The organism is Pseudomonas sp. R4-34-07, assembly GCF_003852375.1.
Taxonomy (GTDB): domain Bacteria; phylum Pseudomonadota; class Gammaproteobacteria; order Pseudomonadales; family Pseudomonadaceae; genus Aquipseudomonas.
Genome location: NZ_CP027760.1, coordinates 2291450 through 2305385, shown reverse-complemented (window position 1 = coordinate 2305385; position 13936 = coordinate 2291450). Strand labels below are relative to the sequence as shown.

The following is a 13936-nucleotide window of genomic DNA, read 5'->3' as shown; positions in this document are numbered from 1 at the left end:
AAGCGACCGGCTTCAGAAACGTGGTTTGACGGTTTTCCACTGCGGTTGGTAGCGCTGCATCTGTTTCACATCGTCACGCTGGCGGATACCGCAACTGAGGTATTGGTCATGCAGCTTGCCCAACTGGTCGTGATCCAGTTCCAGGCCCAGCCCCGGCGCGCGGGTGATGCTCACGCAGCCGTCGACGATGGGCAGTTTGCCGCCCTTGATCACCTCTTCGTCTGGCTCCTGCCACGGGTAATGCGTATCGCAGGCATAGTCGAGGTTGGGCACCGACGCTGCGACGTGGGCCATGGCCATCAGGCTGATGCCCAGGTGTGAGTTGGAGTGCATCGACACGCCCAAGCCGAAGGTGTGGCACATTTTCGCCAGCACCTGGGTGTCGCGCAGGCCACCCCAGTAATGGTGGTCGGCGAGCACGATCTGCACGCTGTTCAGCGCCACGCTGCGGCGGAACTCGTCAAAATCGGTGACCACCATATTGGTCGCCAGGGGCAAGCCGGTTCGCTTGTGCAGCTCGGCCATGCCCTCCAGGCCGGGGGTCGGGTCTTCGTAATATTGCAAGTCATCGCCGAGCAGTTCAGCCATGCGAATCGAGGTCTCCAGGGACCAGTTTCCGTTCGGGTCGATGCGCAGCGGCACGTCGGGAAAGGCTTTTTTCAGCGCCTTGATGCAGCGCACCTCATGTTCTGGCTCCAGCGCGCCGGCCTTGAGCTTGATGCTTTTGAAACCGTAGGTCTCGAGCATGCGCCGGGCCTGGGCGACGATCTGCGCTTCAGTCAGGGCTTCGCCCCAGCTGTCGGGCTTGTAAGGCGAATCGATGTGTTCGGCGTATTTGAAAAACAGGTAGGCGCTGAACGGGATCTGGTCACGGATCGCGCCGCCGAGCAGGTCCACCAGCGGTACATTCAGCGAATGCGCCTGCAGGTCGAGAAACGCCACTTCGAACGCCGAATAGGCATTGCTCACGGCTTTGCTGGCATGGGAGCCCGGCGCCAGTTCCGCACCGGCCACGCTCAGCGGTTTATGCGCGGCCACGGTGGCCTGCACGATAGCGCGCAGGCCATTGAGGTTGAACGGGTCCAGGCCGATCAGCTGTTGCTGTACCTGTTGCTGGATCGCCAGCGCCGGGGCATCGCCATAGCTTTCGCCGAGGCCGATGTAGCCGGTGTCGCTTTCAATCTCGATGATCGAGCGCAGCGCGAAAGGCTCGTGGATGCCGCTGGCGTTCAACAGCGGCGGGTCGCGAAAGGCAATCGGGGTGACGGTGACGCGGATAATTTTCAAGAGACGGCTCCCTGTGGATCTGAAGACAAAGGGTGAGGCGCGGTGGATGGGTTGGACGGTGTACCGCCACGCGGTGCGGTGCGGGCAAAGAACACCACCACCGCCGCCACCAGCGAAGTGGCGGCCAGGCCGTAGAGCCCGCCCTCGATGGACCCGGTGGTCTGCTCCAGCAAACCGAAGGTGGTAGGCGCGACGAACCCGCCCAGGTTGCCCACCGAATTGATCAAGGCAATCACCGCCGCCGCGATCCGCGCATCCAGGTAACCCTGGGGAATCGGCCAGAACAGCGCCGACGCGGCCTTGAAGCCAATCGCGGCAAAACAGATGGCGACGAACGCAAACACCGGCCCGCCCAGGGTAGACATGAACATGCCGAACGCCGCGATCACCAGCATCAGCGACACCCAGGCTTGCTGGTGCTTCCACTTGCTGGCCAGCGCCGCGAAGCCGTACATGGCGACGATGGAAATCAACCACGGAATGGCATTGAACAAGCCCACCTGAAAGTCACCCAGGTTGCCCATTTTCTTGATCATGCTCGGCAGCCAGAAGGTGGCGCCGTAGATGGTCAGGGCGATGGAAAAGTAGATAAAGCAGAACAGCGCGATCTGTTTGTCGGCCAACAGCTTGAACATCGACGGCCGCACGCACTGGCTCGCCTCGCGCGCCTGCTGCTCCAGCGCAATGGCACTGACCAGCGCGTGTTTTTCTTCGTCACTGAGCCACTTGGCCTGATGGGGATGGGACTGCAACCAGAACCACACAAACCCGCAGAGCACGATGGAGGCAAAGCCTTCGATCAGAAACATCCATTGCCAGCCATGCAGGCTGAACCCGCTGACATTCAGCAGCGCGCCCGACACCGGCCCGGAGATCACTGAGGCAATGGCCGAACCGCTGAGGAAAACCGCCATGGCCTTGCCGCGCTCGCTGGCCGGCAGCCACTGGGTGAAGTAGTAGATGATGCCGGGAAAGAACCCGGCTTCGGCGGCGCCGAGCACAAAGCGCAGCACGTAGAAACTGGTTTCTCCCTGCACAAAGGCCATGCCCATCGCGGCCGCGCCCCAGGTGAACATGATGCGCGTCAGCCAGGCCCGCGCGCCGTAGCGTTGCAGCAGCAAATTGGATGGCACTTCGAAAATCGCATAGCCAATGAAGAACAGCCCGGCGCCCAAGCCGTAGGCCGCCGCGCCAATGCCCAGGTCGGTTTCCATATGGCTGCGCACGAAGCCGATATTGACCCGGTCGATGTAGTTGACGATGAACATCACCACAAACAGCGGCAGGACATGGCGCTTGACCTTGGCGGCAGCGCGGGCGAGCACGCTCGGGTCTGGCGGATTGTGAAGGGTATCCACGGGCAACTCCCAGTCATTGTTTTTTTAGGGATCGTTTTTTTAGGGACAGGTCGATGATGGACGCCGGGGATTGTTCCCGTCTAATCTAACCTGGCATTCGATTGATACTGGAATTAGATCAATGTTCGAACTGACCCAACTGCGCTGCTTCACCACCGTGGCCACCGAACTGAATTTCCGCCGGGCGGCTGAACGGCTGAACATGACGCAGCCGCCCCTTAGCCGGCAGATCCAGTTGCTCGAGCATCATCTGGGCGTGGAGCTGTTTACCCGCACCACCCGCAGCGTCGCGCTGACCGCCGCCGGCCGGGCTTTTTTCATCGAGGCGCAGAACCTGCTCGAGCGTGCCCAGCAAGCGGCCGTCACCGCGCGACGCTTTGCCGAGGGCGATATCGGTACGGTCAATATCAGCTTCGTCGGCAGCGCGGTGTATGAGTTTTTACCCAAAGTGATTGCCGAGGCGCGCCTCAAGCAGCCCCACGTCAAGATCGACCTGTCCGAAATGAACACCTACCAGCAATACGAAGCCCTGCGCGCCCGGCGCATCGACCTGGGCATCGTCCGCGCGCCGCTGCTGGAGCCCGGCTACGCCACTGAATGCCTGGTGCGCGAGCCGTTTGTGCTGGCGGTGCCGAGCAGTCATCGGCTGGCCCAGGCACAGACCGTCAGCGTGCAAGACCTGGATGCGCAGCCGTTCCTGATGTACGCCCATTCCGCCTACCCGCCGTTCAACGAGCTGCTCACCGGCCTGCTGCGCTCGGCCCGTGTCGCGCCGGAGTATGTGCAGTGGCTCGGCTCGTCCCTGACTATCCTCGCCCTGGTCAACGCCGGCATGGGCCTGGCCCTGGTGCCGCGTTGCGCCAGCAGCGTGGTGTTCAAGAACGTGGTGTTCCGCGATATCGACCTGGGCGAAGGCGCGCAGAGCGAGCTGCACCTGATCTGGCGCGAGCACAACGACAACCCGGCGTTCACCATGCTCCTGGAAGGTATCCGCAGCGCTGCGGGCGAGCGCTTGCTGGCGCCCCATTGACCCAATCCTGTTGAATACTTGCCTGATCCTCTGAACTTGTGGGCTATCGCATAGATGGCCCTTGCGCGCTGGTCTAGAGTTCGACGATGGGCGACCTGCGGTCGCACCTCTCCTATAAGAACTCTAAGAACTCAGCACCACCAACCGATGATCAGCAGGTGAGCCGCCATGGAATTACGTATTAACCAACAGGCCTATCAGGTCGATGCCGACGCCGACACGCCGTTGCTGTGGGTGATCCGCGACGACCTGGGCCTGACCGGCACCAAGTACGGCTGCGGCCTGGCCCAGTGCGGCGCGTGTTCGGTGCTGGTGGACGGCAACGTGGTGCGCTCGTGCGTCACGCCGGTGGCGGCGCTGGTCGGCCGCGAGATCACCACCATCGAGGCGATTGAAGCCGATGACGTGGGCAAGCGCGTGGTCGCGGCCTGGGTCGAGCGCCAGGTGGCGCAATGCGGTTACTGCCAGTCCGGACAGGTGATGGCGGCTACGGCGCTGCTCAAGCACACCCCTGCACCGTCGAAAGAGCAGATCAACGCGGCCATGATCAACCTGTGCCGCTGCGGCACCTACAATGCCATCTACGCCGCCATGGATGACTTGGCCGCCGGCAAGGAGACCGCTTGATGAAGACGTCCGAGATTCTGCCCGGCGTGACCCTGGACGCACCGATCAACCTGTCGCGTCGACGCTTTCTGGCGAGCACCGCCGTCGGTGCATTGGTCATCGGCTTCGGCCTGCCCCTCGGCGCGTCCAGAGTGCAGGCTGCCACGGGCAACGCCGCTGAACGCGGCACCCAGGTGCCGGCGTTCCTGGAGATTCGCCCGGACGGCAGCGTGCGCCTGCTCAGCCCCTTCATGGAAGGCGGCCAGGGCACGCACACCGCCATGGCGCAGATCATCGGCGAGGAGTTGGACGCCGACCCTGCCACCTTCGTGGTCGAAGCCGCACCGCCCGGTGAAGCCTACGTGGTGATGGAAAATGGCCTGCGCATCACCGGTGGCAGTATGTCGGTGCGCATGAGCTACCCGACCATGCGCCGCCTCGGCGCCCTCGCCCGCGCCATGCTGATGCAGGCCGGCGCCGAACAGCTCGGTGTGCCGCTGGCGCAACTGACCACGCAACCGGGCCGGGTGGTGCATGCCGCGTCGGGCCGCTCGCTGGGTTATGGCGAGTTGGCCGGCCGCGCCCTGGACATGCCCGTGCCCGACCCGGCCAGCATTACCCTGCGCGACCCGAGCCAGTTCCGCTGGATCGGCAAGCCGGTCAAACGCCTGGACGCCTATGACAAATCCACCGGCAAGGCGCAGTACAGCATCGACCTCAAAGTCGACGGCATGCTCCACGCCGCGGTGCAGCACGCGCCGCGCCTGGGCATGACGGTGGGCAGCCTGCGCAACCAGGCCCAGGTCGAGGCCATGAAGGGCGTGCATTCGGTGCACACGTTGCCAGGCGCCGTGGCGGTGGTTGCCGAACGCTGGTGGCACGCCAAGCGGGCCGTGGAAGCGATCCAGGTGGACTGGCTCGAAGCCGCCGCCGACTCCACGGTACGCGCGATGCCGGCGGACTTTTCCAGCGATAAATACCGCGACTTTCTTGCCGCCCAGCAAGGCCCGGCCCGCGACGACGAAAACGAGGGTGACGTGGCCGCCACGCTGGCCAACGCCAAGACCCGCGTCGACGCCACCTATCATAACCAGTACCTCAACCACGCCCAGCTCGAGCCGCCCTCGGCACTGGCGCGCTATAACCCCGACGGCACGCTGGAGGTCTGGCTGCCGAACCAGGCGCCGGATATGTTCCGCGCCGACATCGCCAAGCGCACCGGCCTGGCCGTTGAGCAAATCACCCTGCACTCGCCGCTGCTCGGCGGCTTTTTCGGGCGGCATTTTTTGTATGACTCGGCCAACCCCTACCCGCAGGCCATCGCCCTGGCCAAGGCTGTCGGCCGGCCGATCAAGCTGATCTGGAGCCGCGAGGAAGAGTTCGTGCGCGATGTGCTGCGCCCGGTGGCGGTGGTCAAGTTCCGCGCCGCGCTGGATGAAAAAGGCCTGCCTGTGGCCATCGAAGCGGTGAGCGCCACCGAAGGCCCCACCGAAGCGATTGCCGGCAAGCAAGGCGATGCTCTCGACCCCACCGCCCTCGAAGGCCTGTCCGGCAAAAGTTATGCAATCCCCAACAAGCGCATCGCCCAGATTTACGTCAAGGGCCCGGCCATGCTCGGTTACTGGCGTTCGGTGGGCAATTCGTTGAACGACTTCTTCTATGAAGCGTTCCTCGATGAACTGGCCGACAAGGGCGGCCATGACCCGTACGAATTGCGCCTGCACCTGCTGCGCGACAATGCGCGGCTGACCACTCTGCTGCAAGCGGTGGGCGAACTGTCCGGAGGCTGGAAGCGCGGGCCGTTCACCGCCGAAGACGGCAGCCGACGGGCGCGTGGCGTGGCCATGGCTTCACCGTTTGGCTCCCATGCGGCGGTGATCGCCGAAGTGTCGATCGACAACGGCCAGGTCAAGGTGCATGACATCTGGCAGGCCATCGACCCGGGCAGCATCGTCAACCCGGCGATCATTGAAGCCCAGGTCAACGGCGCCGTGGCCTTGGGCTTGTCGCAAACCTTGCTGGAGGAAGCGGTCTACGTGGACGGTAAGCCACGGGCGCGCAACTACGACCTGTATCCGATCCTGCCGCCCTCGCGGATGGCGCGGGTACACGTGAAGATCGTCGAGAGCGGCGAAAAAATGGGCGGTATCGGCGAACCACCGTTGCCCGCCGTGGCGCCAGCCGTGGCCAACGCGGTGGCGCAGTTGACCGGCCAGCGCATCCGCAGCTTGCCGTTGAGCCGCTACACCTTCAGTTAACCCACAGGGAATGCCCATGAACAACCGCCGATTCGCAAGAACCGCAGGCTGGCTGGCGCTGCCCTGCCTGGTCGTGGCAGGCCTGCTGGCCTGGTACGTCACCCGCGAGCCCGCCTCGCCGTTCGCAGAACAAAACACCGCCAGTGTCGACCCGGCACTGGTCAGTCGCGGCGAGTATGTCGCGCGTCTGAGCGACTGCGTGGCCTGCCACAGCCTGGCGGGCAAGGCGCCGTTTGCCGGTGGCCTGGAAATGGCCACGCCGCTGGGGGCGATCCATGCCACCAACATCACCCCCGACCGCGAGCATGGCATTGGCAATTACAGTCTTGCCGACTTCGACCGTGCCGTACGCCACGGCGTAGCGCCGGGTGGGCGTCGGCTGTACCCGGCGATGCCCTACCCGTCTTACGTAAAACTCAGCGACGACGACATCAAGGCGCTGTATGCGTTCTTCATGAAGGGCGTGCAGCCGGCCAACCAGCCGAACATTCCCAGCGATATTCCCTGGCCGCTGAATCTGCGCTGGCCCATCGCCCTGTGGAATGGTGTATTTGCGCCCACCGCCGCTTACGCCGCCAACCCCAGCCAGGACGCACTCTGGAACCGTGGCGCTTACATCGTGCAAGGCCCTGGCCACTGCGGCAGTTGCCATACACCACGCGGCCTGGCCTTCAACGAGAAAGCCCTAGACCAATCCGGCGCACCATTCCTGGCCGGTGCGCTGCTCGACGGCTGGTACGCGCCGAGCCTGCGCCAAGACCCCAACACCGGCCTGGGCCGCTGGAGCGAGGCGCAGATCGTGCAGTTCCTCAAGACCGGGCGCAACCAGCATGCGGTGGTCTACGGCTCGATGACCGAAGCCTTCAACAACTCCACACAGTTCATGGCTGACGACGACCTGGCTGCCATCGCCCGTTACCTCAAATCCCTGCCCGGCGACCCGCAGCGCGATGGCACGCCTTGGCAGTATCAGGCCGTGGCTGCCGATGCGCGTCCAGATACCCCCGGCGCCCACACCTACGCTACCCGCTGCGCCTCCTGCCATGGCCTGAACGGCAAGGGCCAGCCGGAGTGGATGCCGCCACTGGCCGGCGCCACCTCGGCACTGGCCAAGGAAAGCGCCTCGGCGATCAACATCACCCTCAACGGCTCGCAACGGGTGGTGGCCGCCGGCCTACCGGACGCCTATCGCATGCCGGCGTTCCGTGAGCAATTGTCCGATCAGGACATCGCTCAGGTGCTGACCTACGTGCGCAGTACCTGGGGCAACCAGGGTGGTGCAGTGGACGCCCAGGCGGTGGGCAAACTGCGCGGGCATACCGACCCGGCGAGCAGCAGCCCGATCATTTTGCATATGCGGTGAGGCTGGAGCCGGAGCGCGGTCTGTTTGATATAGATGATCACTTGTGGGAGGGGGCTTGCTCCCGATGGCGGCCTGACAGCCGACCAGGATGTTGGATCAAGGCGAGTACATATCCGTTGCTGCGGTAACGGCTGCTATGGGTTCCGCCCTTACGGCGTCTCACTTTTGAAAAGCGCAAAAGTAAGCAAAACGCTCTTGCCCCACCACTCGGCACCTCGCTTAGGCTCGGTGTGCCCGTAATCCGACAGTGATTTGGGGGGCCGCCGCCACGCGCCATCCATGGCGCGGGGCGGCTAAACCGGCATCCCTGCCGGTTTACCCCCCAAATCACTATCGAATTCCGGCCAGCGTGGTTTAACGGGGCGCCTAGATCAAGAGCAAGATCAAGAGCGGCTCGCTTCGCATCGTGGTTACCGTGGGCTGCTACAAAGTTGTGTAGATACCTATGCCCCGATGGCGGTGAATCAGTTAAACATGCATTTACTGACACACCCTCATCGGGAGCAAGCCCCCTCCCACATTTGGCCAGGCTAGGCCTACTTGCTCTCGTCGCCCTTGCCTTCCTGCATCTGCACCGAAGACTTGCTGCCGCTGGTGTTGTCTTTGGTGGTGTTATCGGAATTGTCGAAACAGCCGTGCAGCAGGAACATGCTGCAAAAACCCAAGCACATAGACAGCTTTTTCATAAGATCTCCTGTTAAACCGATTCGTCACCTTGTGCTGCATGTGGCCAGTTTCCGGACACGAACGTTCCCTGCACAGGCCGTGAGGCTGACGAATGGTTTGCCATTAATTAGCTAGCATTTACGTACGGCATATTTGGGCTAACCTTGACCCGTTAAAGCCTGTTAGCCGGTGATCCCATGGACACGTTGACCAAAGCGCAAATCGAGCATGCTCTTGCACAGCGACTGCGCAATTGCCGTGTTACCTGCACGATCAATCCAGACAGCAGCCTGTCCGTCACGGTGCTCGCGCCCGACGCCAATCAGTTCACCATCGCCAATATCAACCGCGCCCGCTACCACGGCGAGTCAGGTATCAACCGGCTCGTACGGGAAATCATGGAAGACATGGTGGTTTCCCGGAAAACCTCCCGCCTTTCATCCGTGGGGTAAATACGCTTAAAAACAGAACGAGGCTTTCCATGCCGGATTCCGCCGCTGAACCGTTACAACGCTGCACCATCGATTACCTCCAAGACACACTGCTCGGCGTCAATCCGCTCTCCCACGCATGCACGGCCTGGATTACCCAGGCCGGCGAGCGCATCTCGCTGCGCATCCCAGGGCCGTGGCCGAAAGAGTTGCTGAAAGCCCATACCCTGACGATCAAGGGAGAAGAGCGCACTTATCATGGCGTCCTCGTGGATGCCCAGGCGTCGGGCACCGATGAGTTGGTGTTGAACATTCAACTTCAGCCGGAACGGCCGGGCGCAGCTGGTCATTAACCCCGTTCACCCGCCAACGCACGCTGGTGAAAATGCGCCAGCCACTTCAAGGCATGCAGCGTCGCATCCAGCTGCACCTGCTCACGGGAGCCCATGAAGCGCTCCTTTCGGCTGAAGATACTCAGCCGGTTTTCGATTCGATAAGCCCAGGCAAAACAAATGGTCCCAGCCGGAATGCCGTCCATGTCATCCGGGCCAAGCAGGCCGGTGGTGGCGACGGCGACCCCGGCCGGGCTGTCACGCAACGCGCCTTCGGCCATCTCCCGAGCGACTTCACAACTGGTGAGGTTGAAGGTCTCGATCGTATACGCGCGCACGCCCAGCAAGCGCTGTTTGGCCTCGGGCGAGTACACGACATAACCACTTTCAATACATGAGCCGCCGCCCTTGACCTCCGACAGCAAAGTAATGATCTTGCCTGCCGTACACGACTCGGCGCTGGTGAGAGTGAGCTGGTGTTGTTTTAGGTAATCGATAGTGGCTGCGGCTATATCCATGATGACAATCTCCCGCGTTCAAAAGGTTGCAAGGTAGTCGGCCAATGTCAGCGCACAGGCCTCAATTGCGCCGTCCACAATCAGCTCGTAGCCGTGGGTGTTTTCCGTTGGAATCGCCAGGCAACCGCCGCGCGCCGAGGTGCCGTTACTCATGACGGCACTGGCATCCGAGGCAAAATCCACCAGCAGCGCATATTGAGGCGCATAACCGCAGCGCCGGGCGGCGTCCGCCAGGCCGGTGACCACGGAGCGTGTGTAATAGCCTTTGAGGTCACCGGTATTGATGATCGGATCGACGCTCAGGCGAGTGCCGTACTCGCTCATCACCGGGCCGACTTCCACCGCAATGGTGGTATCGCCCGGCAGTGTCTGCGCCGCATACATCGCCCCGGCGTTGCACTCTTCTTCCAGGGTGGTGAAGACAAAATACACATCGCACGTCAGCGCCTGTCGGCGTTGGTGCAGGCGCTGCACGCTATGAAGTACCGCAGCGATGGGCGCGCGGTCATCCAGGAAATGCGCGGCAATCGCGTCACCCACCCGGAACGGCGCACGCCAATGGCGACTCAGGGTCACGCGGCTGCCGGGGCGTACGCCATAGTCACGCAAGGTCTCGACGGAGCAACGGGTGATCACATGCACGTCATTCCAATGCACGTCCCCTGACAGCACATCGGCCCCCTGGGGCGCGTTGGCGGTGGCATGCATCGAACCAAAGGACAGCACACCGGGAATGAATTGGTGATCACCGAGTATGTCCACCGGGCACATGCCGAAATTCACCGGGTTGGCACCGCCCAACGCGGTCACGCGCAACGTGCCGTCGGCGTCCACATGCTTGACCACCATGGCGATCTCATCCATATGCGCCATGACCCGCACCGCGCGGCGGGGCTCGCTATCGCCCTGCGCGCCTTTGACCAGGCCGATGACATTGCCGGCCGGGTCCACCCAGGTCTCGTCACACAGTGGCCGCAAATGCTCCAGGCAAATGGCGCGCACCTCATCCTCCTGGCCGCCAGGGCCACGGGCGAGCAGCAGTTGGTGAAGCAACTGGGGGACATCGGGTCGGGCATCGTTTGGCTGGGGTTGCATCCGGGGGTCTCCATTCGCGCTATTGAACACTTATGGAAAATGACCCGACACGTCGAACGGTTGTTCCACAAATCTTCTTCGGCGTGCATCGAAATCCAGTTGAACGCCCACTTCGGCAGGCTTTCTAGATGTGTTCGAAAACCACCCATGGAGGGAGTCCCCGATGAACATCAACCGTCTGCAACCCGCCCTGCCTTCGCTGTGCCTGGCGATGTCGATGGCCGCGCTGACCGCCTGCGCCGGCAACGACTCGGCTTCCAACGTGGTCGCGCCCGGTGAGGCCAAAACACCCACCACCCGCACCCTCGACACCGGCGCCGCCCTGCTGCAATCGCGCCCGCCCATCGATGCGCTCAATGCCTACCTGGACGGCTTCCACTTCTACAACGGCCATCCCGACGTGCAAATGGAAGCCCATCACTACTGCGCGATTCTCAACGAGGAAGTGATCCAGTGCGTGATCTACGACGGCAACCGCAAGGACGCCAAGTTGATGGGCGTGGAGTACATCATCAGCGAACAGCTGTTCAACAGCCTGCCTGCGCCCGAGAAGGCGTTGTGGCACAGCCATGTGCATGAGGTGAAGTCGGGCCAGCTGGTAGCGCCTGGTATTCCTGCGGTGGCCGAACACGCCTTGATGGAAAAATTGGTGCATACCTACGGCAAGACCTGGCACACCTGGCACACCGACCTCAACAAGCGCCTGCCGCTGGGTGTTCCGCAATTGATGATGGGCTTTACCGCCGATGGCCAGGCCGATCCGAAGATGGTCGCCGAACGGGACCAGCGGCTGGGCGTCGACAGCGCCAGGAAAAAGCAGGAGCGCGCCGACATCGCCGCTCCGGCCATAGCACCCGGTGCGGACGCCTGGCGCCAGGGCACTATCATCCAGATTGAAGACCCCACCCAGGCGGCCCACCAGCACTGACAGCGGCACCTGGTCATTTGGATTGAACGATTATTTGCCGGCGCTTGCCACATAGGAAAGGGGCGCATCAGCTGCCCCGCGCATGAGGAATTCAACTATGTCTTACGACCATCAAGGCCCTGCCAGCGTCATTACTGCTTCCCGCCATCTGGGCACCGAAGACGATGAGTGCTTGAACGAAAACGCCAATATAAAAATGACCAGCAGCGGCAAGCCCACCATCGTTCGCCTGGATTTCGATACCCCGCTGACCTGGCCCGGCAACCCCAACTTCGTCACCGTCAACGTGCCCGACGGCACGTCTGTCAGCGGTGTGATCGTGGCCTTGGAACGCCCGGCTGACGGGCCAGGTTGGGTGACCTTCACGGTGGACGATTGAGCCTGCGAGCAGGCCATCGCATTGTCCGTCAACTTATTTGAATTATTTTTGACGTCAAATATCTGTACTTCATGAGCATAGGGAGTCCTCATGAAAAACAACGAGTTATTCACCATCAAGTATCAACTTCACGGCGAGCCCAGGTCGTTCATCGTGCGTGCAGCGCGCATGAATAACGCTGAAGCCTGGCACTGGGCCAGTTGCGATGCCGGCGTGGCGGTCATCCCCAGGTTCGGGCAAAACAACCTCAAGCGCGTCTCCAAGCCGATGGCGGAAAAATACGGCATTACGGATGTGCGCTGGTGCGGCGCGGCAGCGATTCAGTGGGCAGAGGGCATTACATCATGAACAGTCAGGTGCTGGATTACACAGCCAGGCAAACGTCGGACGACGAGGTCGCGCAGAACACCCAGATGTTCTACGAAGCGGACCGATTGGATGCCCAGGCCTATAAAATCATCGAACACTACAGCGGCGATACCGCGACCTGGGCGCGCTTCACCGAGGCGAAGAAGCTGGCGGACGCGCAACGGACCGCCGCTTATCAAGAGTGGATGCGCATTCACCGCGCCAGAAAAAATAAAGCTTAACGGCAGGTCAGTTGAGGCATTTGTAGGAGCGAGCTTGCTCGCGAAGAACGTCCAGGCGACGCGTTCATTCTGGATAAGCGCGGGGAGCCTGAGTTCTTCGCGAGCAAGCTCGCTCCTACATGGTTATGAGGCATGCCCCTGAGTTATGAAGCATGCCCCTGAACATCAGGGGCATGCGTCTGTTCAGAGGATCGGTTTACCGCCCGTCACGCCGTAGCGCTCGCCAGAGATATAACTGCCCTCATCCGACGCCAGCAGCACATAGATAGGCGCCACTTCCACCGGCTGGCCAGGACGCCCCAGCGGCGTGTTGCCACCGAAGTTTTCCACCATGTCGTCGGTCATCGTCGACACGATCAATGGCGTCCAGATCGGCCCCGGTGCCACGCTGTTCACGCGAATCCCGCGCTCACCCAGCATCTGCGCCAGGCCAGCGGTGAAGTTGGCGATTGCGCCCTTGGTGGCCGCATAAGGCAACAGCGACGGGTTGGGCATGTCGGAATTGACCGACGTGGTGTTGATGATCGAACTGCCCTCGGCCATGTGCGGCACCGCCGCCTTGCAGATCCGGAACATCGCGGTGATGTTGACGTTGAAGGTCTTGACCCAGTCCTCGTCGGGAATGTCTTCCAGGGATTTATAGGTCATCTGGAACGCCGCGTTGTTGACCAGCACGTCGATACGCCCGAACTCCTTCACGGTGTCGTTGACGATTGCGCTGCACTGCGCCGCGTCGCCCAGGTCACCGGGCAACAGCAGGCACTGACGCCCCGCTGCCTCGACCCAGCGCTGGGTCTCCTTGGCGTCCTCATGCTCGTCCAGATACGACACGGCAACGTCCGCACCTTCGCGGGCAAAGGCGATCGCCACCGCACGCCCGATGCCGCTGTCGGCGCCGGTAATCAAGGCAATCTTGTTGGCGAGCCGGCCCGAGCCTTTGTAGGTCTGCTCACCGCAATCGGGCATCGGCTCCATCTTGCGCTGGTCGCCGGGTACAGGCTGCTGCTGTGGCTTGAAGGGTGGTTTTGGGTAGTTACTCATCGGATTCCCTCCTGTGTGTGGTTAGTGTTGCGAGGGTCGGCCGCGCCCGATAGT

General features: G+C 62.3%; 16 protein-coding genes. 10 read left to right on the top strand and 6 right to left on the bottom strand.

All coding sequences use genetic code 11. From position 1 onward, the window contains the following. Nucleotides 1-12 precede the first annotated feature (12 nt). The gene (locus C4J85_RS10710; RefSeq protein WP_124366620.1) at nt 13-1287 is read right to left on the bottom strand and encodes a glucarate dehydratase family protein; all 1275 of its coding nucleotides are present in this window, start codon (nt 1285-1287) and stop codon (nt 13-15) included. Continuing rightward, entirely contained in the window at nt 1284-2645 is a 1362-nt protein-coding gene (locus C4J85_RS10705) for an MFS transporter (RefSeq protein ID WP_124362366.1), read from the bottom strand. The genes C4J85_RS10710 and C4J85_RS10705 overlap by 4 nt, the downstream gene beginning before the upstream one ends. Nucleotides 2646-2766: 121 nt before the next feature. On the opposite strand from C4J85_RS10705, the gene C4J85_RS10700 reads away from it, so the two are divergent. From C4J85_RS10700 to C4J85_RS10685, 4 genes are all read left to right on the top strand, one after another. Then, entirely contained in the window at nt 2767-3675 is a 909-nt protein-coding gene (locus C4J85_RS10700; protein WP_124409549.1) for a LysR family transcriptional regulator, read from the top strand. Between the two features lie 168 nt (nt 3676-3843). After that, nucleotides 3844-4302, top strand: coding sequence for a (2Fe-2S)-binding protein (locus C4J85_RS10695; RefSeq protein ID WP_124370337.1), 459 nt, complete (start codon nt 3844-3846; stop codon nt 4300-4302). Then, a complete protein-coding gene (locus C4J85_RS10690; RefSeq protein WP_124409548.1) occupies nt 4302-6539 on the top strand; it encodes a molybdopterin cofactor-binding domain-containing protein in 2238 nt (745 codons plus the stop codon). Before C4J85_RS10695 ends, C4J85_RS10690 begins: the two co-directional genes overlap by 1 nt. Nucleotides 6540-6555: 16 nt before the next feature. Next, nucleotides 6556-7902 (top strand): cytochrome c, encoded by a 1347-nt coding sequence (locus tag C4J85_RS10685; RefSeq protein ID WP_124409547.1) that lies wholly within the window; start codon nt 6556-6558, stop codon nt 7900-7902. A gap of 536 nt (nt 7903-8438) precedes the next feature. Here C4J85_RS10685 and C4J85_RS27475 read toward each other — a convergent pair. Then, on the bottom strand, nt 8439-8588 hold the full coding sequence (locus C4J85_RS27475) for a hypothetical protein (protein ID WP_164485251.1): 150 nt from the start codon (nt 8586-8588) through the stop codon (nt 8439-8441). A 177-nt stretch (nt 8589-8765) separates the two neighbouring features. Between C4J85_RS27475 and C4J85_RS10680 the strand changes: the two genes are divergently transcribed. Next, complete coding sequence (locus tag C4J85_RS10680) at nt 8766-9020, top strand: hypothetical protein (protein WP_124362361.1); 255 nt, start codon at nt 8766-8768, stop codon at nt 9018-9020. Nucleotides 9021-9049: 29 nt separating this feature from the next. After that, nucleotides 9050-9352, top strand: coding sequence for a hypothetical protein (locus C4J85_RS10675; protein WP_124366615.1), 303 nt, complete (start codon nt 9050-9052; stop codon nt 9350-9352). Here the strand turns inward: C4J85_RS10675 and C4J85_RS10670 are convergent. Together C4J85_RS10670 and C4J85_RS10665 are read right to left on the bottom strand one after the other, a co-directional pair. After that, nucleotides 9349-9849, bottom strand: coding sequence for a CinA family protein (locus tag C4J85_RS10670; protein WP_124409546.1), 501 nt, complete (start codon nt 9847-9849; stop codon nt 9349-9351). The genes C4J85_RS10675 and C4J85_RS10670 overlap by 4 nt on opposite strands. 18 nt (nt 9850-9867) lie before the next feature. Continuing rightward, a complete protein-coding gene (locus C4J85_RS10665) occupies nt 9868-10944 on the bottom strand; it encodes a M42 family peptidase (RefSeq protein WP_124409545.1) in 1077 nt (358 codons plus the stop codon). A 163-nt stretch (nt 10945-11107) separates the two neighbouring features. Here C4J85_RS10665 and C4J85_RS10660 point away from each other — a divergent pair, with 163 nt between their 5' ends. The 4 genes from C4J85_RS10660 to C4J85_RS10645 all read left to right on the top strand — a co-directional run bounded on the left by C4J85_RS10660 (nt 11108) and on the right by C4J85_RS10645 (nt 12841). After that, a complete protein-coding gene (locus C4J85_RS10660) occupies nt 11108-11872 on the top strand; it encodes an OBAP family protein (protein ID WP_124409544.1) in 765 nt (254 codons plus the stop codon). A gap of 97 nt (nt 11873-11969) precedes the next feature. After that, a complete protein-coding gene (locus C4J85_RS10655; protein WP_124362356.1) occupies nt 11970-12251 on the top strand; it encodes a hypothetical protein in 282 nt (93 codons plus the stop codon). Between the two features lie 90 nt (nt 12252-12341). Further along, nucleotides 12342-12599 carry a DUF6555 family protein gene (locus C4J85_RS10650; protein ID WP_124362355.1) on the top strand — a complete coding sequence of 86 codons (258 nt, stop codon included), beginning with the start codon at nt 12342-12344 and terminating at the stop codon, nt 12597-12599. Beyond that, nucleotides 12596-12841, top strand: a complete 246-nt coding sequence (locus C4J85_RS10645; RefSeq protein ID WP_124362354.1) for a hypothetical protein — start codon at nt 12596-12598, stop codon at nt 12839-12841. Before C4J85_RS10650 ends, C4J85_RS10645 begins: the two co-directional genes overlap by 4 nt. Before the next feature lie 183 nt (nt 12842-13024). On the opposite strand, the gene C4J85_RS10640 is transcribed toward C4J85_RS10645, so the two are convergent. After that, nucleotides 13025-13882: an SDR family oxidoreductase gene (locus C4J85_RS10640; protein ID WP_124409543.1), complete on the bottom strand. Its 858-nt coding sequence runs from the start codon at nt 13880-13882 to the stop codon at nt 13025-13027. Nucleotides 13883-13936 lie beyond the last annotated feature (54 nt).

Coding starts and splice junctions, on each gene's coding strand:
- C4J85_RS10700 (WP_124409549.1), top strand. CDS start 2,767: ATGTTCGAACTGACCCAACTGCGCTGCTTCACCACCGTGGCCACCGAA.
- C4J85_RS10695 (WP_124370337.1), top strand. CDS start 3,844: ATGGAATTACGTATTAACCAACAGGCCTATCAGGTCGATGCCGACGCC.
- C4J85_RS10690 (WP_124409548.1), top strand. CDS start 4,302: ATGAAGACGTCCGAGATTCTGCCCGGCGTGACCCTGGACGCACCGATC.
- C4J85_RS10685 (WP_124409547.1), top strand. CDS start 6,556: ATGAACAACCGCCGATTCGCAAGAACCGCAGGCTGGCTGGCGCTGCCC.
- C4J85_RS27475 (WP_164485251.1), bottom strand. CDS start 8,588: ATGAAAAAGCTGTCTATGTGCTTGGGTTTTTGCAGCATGTTCCTGCTG.
- C4J85_RS10680 (WP_124362361.1), top strand. CDS start 8,766: ATGGACACGTTGACCAAAGCGCAAATCGAGCATGCTCTTGCACAGCGA.
- C4J85_RS10675 (WP_124366615.1), top strand. CDS start 9,050: ATGCCGGATTCCGCCGCTGAACCGTTACAACGCTGCACCATCGATTAC.
- C4J85_RS10670 (WP_124409546.1), bottom strand. CDS start 9,849: ATGGATATAGCCGCAGCCACTATCGATTACCTAAAACAACACCAGCTC.
- C4J85_RS10665 (WP_124409545.1), bottom strand. CDS start 10,944: ATGCAACCCCAGCCAAACGATGCCCGACCCGATGTCCCCCAGTTGCTT.
- C4J85_RS10660 (WP_124409544.1), top strand. CDS start 11,108: ATGAACATCAACCGTCTGCAACCCGCCCTGCCTTCGCTGTGCCTGGCG.
- C4J85_RS10655 (WP_124362356.1), top strand. CDS start 11,970: ATGTCTTACGACCATCAAGGCCCTGCCAGCGTCATTACTGCTTCCCGC.
- C4J85_RS10650 (WP_124362355.1), top strand. CDS start 12,342: ATGAAAAACAACGAGTTATTCACCATCAAGTATCAACTTCACGGCGAG.
- C4J85_RS10645 (WP_124362354.1), top strand. CDS start 12,596: ATGAACAGTCAGGTGCTGGATTACACAGCCAGGCAAACGTCGGACGAC.
- C4J85_RS10640 (WP_124409543.1), bottom strand. CDS start 13,882: ATGAGTAACTACCCAAAACCACCCTTCAAGCCACAGCAGCAGCCTGTA.